Raw genomic sequence first — 6,752 nt, forward strand, 5'->3', positions numbered from 1 at the left:
ATGTCTTCAATCGTGTTGCGCGCCGCGCCATGGGCGATCATCACGCCCTTTGGTTGCCCCGTAGAGCCAGAAGTAAAGATCGTGTAGGCAAGGCCATCAAGAGATGCGCCACAATCTAGCGGCGGCATGTCCGAGGACGGCATCGGCTGCGTATCCACAACCAAATTCAAGATGCTTTTGTCTTCTGCTGCTTCGGTTGATGGCAGTTCAACATCCGATTGAGACAAGGCGACCGTGATATCGCAATTGTCCAAAAGGTAGGAAATGCGTGCGTTCGGCAAGGCGGCATCAATGGGAACATAAGCCGCACCTGCGCGTAGGATCGCAAGTGCCGCGACGATCTGGGCCCAGCCCTTTTTCATGACAATTGCTACGGGTGCATGGGGCGCAACATCGGCCTCGCGGATTTTATGTGCCAGCGCCAATGACCGTTGATCAAGATCGCCATAGGTTAGACGGGTGTCCCCATCAATCACTGCGAGCGCGTCAGGCTGATCTTTCGCGCGTTGCTCGAAAGGCGCGTGAAGCAGTCCTGTTGGAAACTCCGCTTCTGTCGCGTTGACGGCGGCATTTCGGGCGAGCTGCCGCGCCGGCACATGTTCTAGCAGCGCATTGTCCCAAGCTTCTGGTTCAGCGAGCGCTTCAAGCATCTCGATATAGGCCGTGAACATATCGTCGAGCACACCGGCGGGGAACAGGTCCTCAACAGCATCCCAATGCAGAACCAAACTGCCATTTTCCTCAAAGGCCTGATGATCAAGACTGACTTGCGGCGTTTGGCTGATGCCATAGATCAGATCGCCCAGCCAGTTGGAGGAAAAGAGCGTCTCTCCACTAACCGCGCCATGCCCCAGCAAGCTTGTGAACACGACGGGCATCACCGCGAGCCCATCTTCGGGGCGGGACTGGCGGACACGGCGCAAGACTTCGACGCCGCTCACGGCCGCGTGGTCCATGTCGGCGCCAAGGCGCGCTTGTAAAATGGCGGCTTTTTCGGCGAAAGTTTGGGGGGTGCGGTCCACGTCCAATAAAATCGTCGTGGTGAAATCACCGATCATTTCTGACATACGCGGATGCACGGGACGACGGCTGCAATAGGTCAAGTTGAGCGTGAAGCGATCGCCGCCACCCCATGTGCCCAAAATCTCTGAAAACGCGGAACACAACACGCTAGAGGGGGTCAGCCCACGCGCTCCAGCACGGGCGCGCAGGTTGCTCCATGCTTTTGGGGACAGGTATCCTTTGCGTCTGATGCGCGCCAAAGCTTCGCCGGTGGCAGCGGTTTGCGAGTTTGGCACTTCAGCAGGCAAAATGGGCGCTGGCGCGATGTCGTCCAAACGCGCATCCCAATAGGCTGCATCAGATTTGAAATCCTGTGTGTCTTTGTGGGCGATCTCAGCCAGAACATAGTCTCGGAAGGAAATATCGAGCGGCTTTAGCGCTGATGGATCCTTGTATAGTGTTTCCCATTCGCGAATAAGCAGTGACAAGCTCGTGGCGTCCACCGTGATCAAATCAAAACTGAGATGAACCCGCATGCGATTGTCATCTTGATGCGTCGCGCGCACTTCAAAGAGCGGCCAAACCTCAGGGTCAAAGCGCGTCGTCGCCATTTCGCGGCGCACACTTTCCAAGCCGTTTTCGGTCTCGGCGCTGTCTTCGCCCCGCAGATCAAGTTGCGCGATTTCATAGGTGGGCGTGTTGTCCAGAATTTGCTGCATGCCCTCGGACGTCACCACGGCGCGGAGCATATCATGGCGCACGATCAAAGCTTGGAAGGACTGCTCTAGCCGCTTGAAATCCAAGCTATCGCATTCGAATTCTTGGTAGTAATGACAGCCGACGCCGCCCAATGCATCGCGCGCTGTGCGGCCGATCCAGTAAGCGGTTTGAATGTCGGTTAATGGGAAAGGTTCATGCAATGCTGCACGGTCGAAGCTGATTTGTGGGAGCGTCGATGTCTCGTAGGCGGGCGATGTATCAGACCGCTGCGCGAGGCGCGTTTCCAACATATCTGCTATTGCTGAAATACTGGGTTGTCGCAGCAATTCCACGATTGGGATGTCGATCTGGAAATCCGCAGAGAGCCGTCTGCTCAACTCGCTTGCTGTCAAGGAATCCAGGCCGATCTCCGTCAGCATCTTTGCCGCATCGATCTCGTCTTGGGCCAGCTCCAAGACTTCAGAGGTGCGCAAGCGCACTTGATCGAGTGGCGGTAAAATACGCGGCTGTGGCGCTGTATCTTTGGGTGCGGCGACTGGCGCTACTTGCATCTGTGGGGGCGTTCCCATGCAAGTCGCGTCCAACCATTCCGGCCACATCCGTTGACGTTGCCACGCATAAAGCGGCAGGGATGTTATCGTCCCATTGCCAAAAGAAATCTCTGACCAATCAATGGGTTCGCCGGCCATATATTGTGCGGCAATGGCATCTAGCGGATCAAGCGATGCATCGTTTGACGACGCAGCAAGTGCATCGGCAAGTTCAGCCGTGGTTCGCCCTGTAACGGCCACGCGAACCTCGTGATGAGAGCGGCCTATCGCAGCGGTAAAGCATATGTTCTCAATCCGGTCTGCCTGCTCTGAGCGCAGATAGTCGATGTAGGCTTGAACCGTGTCATCCAATGCGTCTTGGCTCGGGGCCGACAGCGCGAGGATATAAGGTGTGTCTTGACTGTCTGAACTTGGCGCTGCGCTCTGATCGTTCGCGCGCAAGACAACATGCGCGCTTGTTCCGCCAAGCGAAAGAGAGGTGACGCCCGCAAGCCCACTGCGCGTATCGCCCAACCAAGGTTGAGGTGTTTCAGAAAGGGCCAGACCTGATGTTTCGGACGCTATTTCTGAGATCAGCGTTTTAGGCGCTATTGTTCGGGGCAGGGTGTTTTTGTGTAAACCCATCGCGACCTTGATCAAGCCCGCGACCCCCGAGGCTGGACCAAGATGACCAATGTTTGCTTTGACCGAGCCAAGCAAGCAAGGCGTTTCTGCGCGGTCTGGGCCAGCAATCACATTGGACAAAACCTCGACTTCGACGGGGTCGCCTCTGGGGCTGCCTGCGGCGTGGAGTTCGACATAATCAAGCTTGCTTGGGTCAACATCACATTGGGCACAGGCAGCGGTTACCGCTTCGCTTTGCGCGCGCGCCGAGGTTGCCATAATCCAGTCATTCGCACCTGCATGCCGCGTCGCGACGCCAGCAATTTGTGCATAGGCGCGTTCATGTGGCAGAAGATCAGAGACGCGTTTGAGGACGAGCATCCCACCACCTTCGCCTCGCAGAAAACCGTCCGCAGATTGATCAAACGGCATGGAACTGCCGCTGCGCGACAACAGCCCTGCGCGATCCATCCCCATTTGCACGGAAGGGGAGAGAATGATTTCTGAAGCGCCCACCAAGACCCGATCACAGTCGCCCAGCCACAGGCTTTCGCACGCGCTTTGAAGGGACGAAAAGCTGGACGTGCAGCCTGTGTCCATCGCGATGCTAGGGCCGCGCAGATCAAAGGTATAAGAAATCCGGTTTGCGGCGAACATGGAGGGATTGCCGACCATCGCATAGCCGTCAATCTTGGACCAATCTCGGGACAGTTGGCTAAAGAAATCGCTCCATTGAATGCCAACAAAAACGCCGGTGCGCGATCCTGCGACGTCTTCCATCGGCAGGCCTGCATCTTCTAATGCTTCCCAAGCGAGTTCGAGCAACAACCGATGTTGAGGATCCATATGGCGCGCTTCTCGCGGCAACATACGCAAGGAACGCCAATCACAGCCATCAATTGAGTCTAGAAAACCACCCTGCGTGGTGCCTTTGGGGGCATCCTCATCCAGCTCCCAGCGGTCCGCAGGAACAGGACCAATGGCGCGCTCGCCGTTGCAAATCAAATCCCAAAAGGCGTTAGGATTGGGTGCTCCTGGCAAACGGCAGGCCATGCCAACAATGGCGATAGGCTCTCGGGTTATGGATGCGTTTGCCTGGCCGTGTTCAATGGATTTATCAAGAATTTTTCCGTCCCCCAAAATCGCGAGTTAGCTCGTTTCCAGCTTTTTGGCATGCGCCTCCGCGGACAACATTTCGTCGAACCAACGTCCGCCAACATCCCGCTCGACTGGAAAGGATTGATTGGCCACGCCATTGAAGAAAATTTCGTTATTGCGGCTTAAAATGTCATCGCCGATGCCGGCCAATTCACGAGCGCGCTGCTTTGGATCCGCAATGCAATCGATCTCATGCACCACGTCGACAAACCGCGCCGCGTCATCAATTCTGTTGCACACATCTTCGCCAATACCGCGCGGGTATTGTCCGTACTCCATCTTGAGCTCAGTCAGTTTGCGCACGCTGCTATAGCCCAGATGCACCAAGTCAGATCGGCTGAGCCACTTTGTTTCATAGTTCACACGGTTAATGATCGACGCGTTTTCCATACCGCTGCGATGCTCTTCCACCGTGCGATGGAAAATCTTGTAGCCATGCTTGTCGGGATGTTCGAAGAAGTTGCTCGCAGGATCAAGGAAGGGGATCATCGGGCACAACAAGGGTACCACACGTTTGCCTTTGAAGCGGCGCAACAGATGTCCGCAATAGGCGACCGTGGCCTCAACAGATGCTTTGTCTTGCTCAGGCATTCCAATGAAATACCAGATGTCGATCTGATGAATCCCAAGGTCGAGCGCGCGCTCGATCCACTCTTCCATCTGTTGCGGCGTATAGGTGCCGCGACCCGCCAGTTTTGAAATCCGCATATCGTGGCTTTCGGGCGAAAGGGTGATGATCGTGTTCGGGTTTGCGCGCACCATGTCGCGCATCACGTCATCAGGCGTCAGGTGAAATTGCTCGTAGCTGACGGACTTAACACCAGACATGCCGATGTTTTCCATAAGATGGGTCAGGCGATCTTTCGGCTCTGTGTAGGCCCCGATTGTGTAGAGGTGATAGCGATCGGCATCCGGCATCGATTGCATCGAACGCATTTCGTATTCGACCTCTTCCATCGGTTTGCGCACGATGGGTTTGTGCATGCCGTTGATGCGCCGGAACGCATCGCGCGATCCGCCACACCATCCGCAATTAAACGGGCAACCAGCGTTTTGCGTGGAGAGAACCTCTAGAATTGGCAGGCCCCCATCATCGCGCTGTTGTGGCAAGGTCGACCAATTCACCCCGCAAGAGAAAGATGCAGGTGTGTGTCCAAATCCGTTGTCCTGAATTTCGCCGTCTCGCGATTTCCAAAGCAAATTGGGAACGCGAGCAAGCTCTTGTGAATTGCCAAGCGCGCCCAGCAGAGTTTCCATCGGTGCGTGCGTATCATAGCCGCGCATCACCATATCGATTTCAGGGCGTTGGATGAGTTGTTGCGCGTAGTAGGTGGATGAAATGCCGCCCAGAACAACGGGTGTTTCAGGGTGCAGTTTTTTCAGCAGCGACGCAATGCCAAGCGCGCCCTGAACATGCACCATCCAGTGCAAATCGATACCGAAAATACGTGCCTCAATATCCCCAAGAAAGCGGTCCAGATCGATCTGGGGGTACTTCAACAATACAGTCGCCAGATTGACGATCTCAACGTCATATCCAGCCGCGCTGAGCGATCGTTGCAGCGTTTTGAAGCCAAGAGGGAAGTACTCATAGAGAGGCGTTATCGGCACATCCCCAGAAGTTCCCAAAAATGGAAAGTAAACATCAGAGCGGTTTCTGAAGTCGAAGAAAGCCGGCGCATGCGCTAGCAGCATATCTGTCTTGATTTTCATTGAAACATCACTTTGGAACAACCTAAGGTTTACACTATAGGTAATAAACACTCTCCTACAAGTTTATTAATTTCTTGACAGAATACGCTTTTGGTTGTGGAGTAAGCCTTGATTCCTTAGGGGTAATCAAATTTATTGCTTTGAAAACATAGTTTTCGTGAGCTTGATGTAAAATGGAGATGCATATGTGCGATGCACGTATGCGTTGAGTTCTTGGGAGTTGCGTTAGCAAAGGTGAGATTGTCGATCGGCCCAAAACGCTTCATTTTTCGGGCCGTTTCTTTTGCTAATTATCAACCGCGAGTTATTTTTTTTGGTTTTGCTTGAGGGTGAAATGTGATGACAATTTCGCGCCATCTTTGGTGTGGGTTGGTGTCCTGAATAGAGTGAAATTTTTCGATCTAAATCTCAAAGGAGCTTGAAATGGCTGAGTCAAATAGTGGTGCGTCTAAAGGAACTACTGCGGCGGGATCACAGACCGTGCCAGTTGTCATTGATCTGGGTAAATATAGCCGGAACCGTGTCAAAAAATTGCGCAAAGGTAGCGGCGTCATCTTGGAGGACGCAGGCGAGGCAATCGCTGAGTTGCAAGCCGATGGAAAAATCGATGCAAAGTGCCAGCCGGTTGTCCTTATCGTTCGTGAAAAGCCGAAATCTGGCAAGAAAAAATTCAAGGGCGTGCTTCCGCGCTTCATGAAAATTTAAGCGCGATAGGCAAGACATATGGCGATAGTGAATGAGGCGATTGTCGCGGGGCAGGCGCCTCGCACCGCTGCCCCTTGGTTGGTGCCAAGCATGAAAACGGATCAGCCGCCCCAAGGCAAGGCACGCGTGTTCATGTTTCCCTATGCGGGTGGCGGCGCGACGGTCTACCGTGGCTGGCGCAATGCTCTGGCACCTGAACTGGACGCGTTTGCCGTTCAATTGCCCGGGCGGGAAAACCGTTTGCGCGAGCCGTCAAAGACCTCTGTACGTGCTATCGTTGAGATGCTCGTTCCCTTGATG

4 protein-coding genes are annotated in these 6,752 nt (G+C 54.4%); 2 read left to right on the top strand and 2 right to left on the bottom strand.

Going from position 1 to position 6,752, the window contains the following annotated elements; all coding sequences use genetic code 11:
* Together ABJQ89_RS16405 and ABJQ89_RS16410 are read right to left on the bottom strand one after the other, a co-directional pair.
* Positions 1-3,917: beta-ketoacyl synthase N-terminal-like domain-containing protein (locus tag ABJQ89_RS16405; RefSeq protein WP_348497234.1), on the bottom strand; the 3,917-nt coding region annotated here is incomplete at its 3' end.
* 108 nt (positions 3,918-4,025) lie between these two features.
* Complete coding sequence (locus ABJQ89_RS16410; protein ID WP_348497235.1) at positions 4,026-5,747, bottom strand: cobalamin-dependent protein; 1,722 nt, start codon at positions 5,745-5,747, stop codon at positions 4,026-4,028.
* A 423-nt stretch (positions 5,748-6,170) separates the two neighbouring features.
* Between ABJQ89_RS16410 and ABJQ89_RS16415 the strand changes: the two genes are divergently transcribed.
* On the top strand, positions 6,171-6,452 hold the full coding sequence (locus ABJQ89_RS16415) for a hypothetical protein (RefSeq protein ID WP_348497236.1): 282 nt from the start codon (positions 6,171-6,173) through the stop codon (positions 6,450-6,452).
* 18 nt (positions 6,453-6,470) lie between these two features.
* On the top strand, positions 6,471-6,752 hold a 282-nt coding region (locus ABJQ89_RS16420), incomplete at its 3' end, for a thioesterase domain-containing protein (protein WP_348497237.1).

This window comes from Planktotalea sp. (assembly GCF_039984035.1).
Lineage (GTDB): Bacteria > Pseudomonadota > Alphaproteobacteria > Rhodobacterales > Rhodobacteraceae > Planktotalea.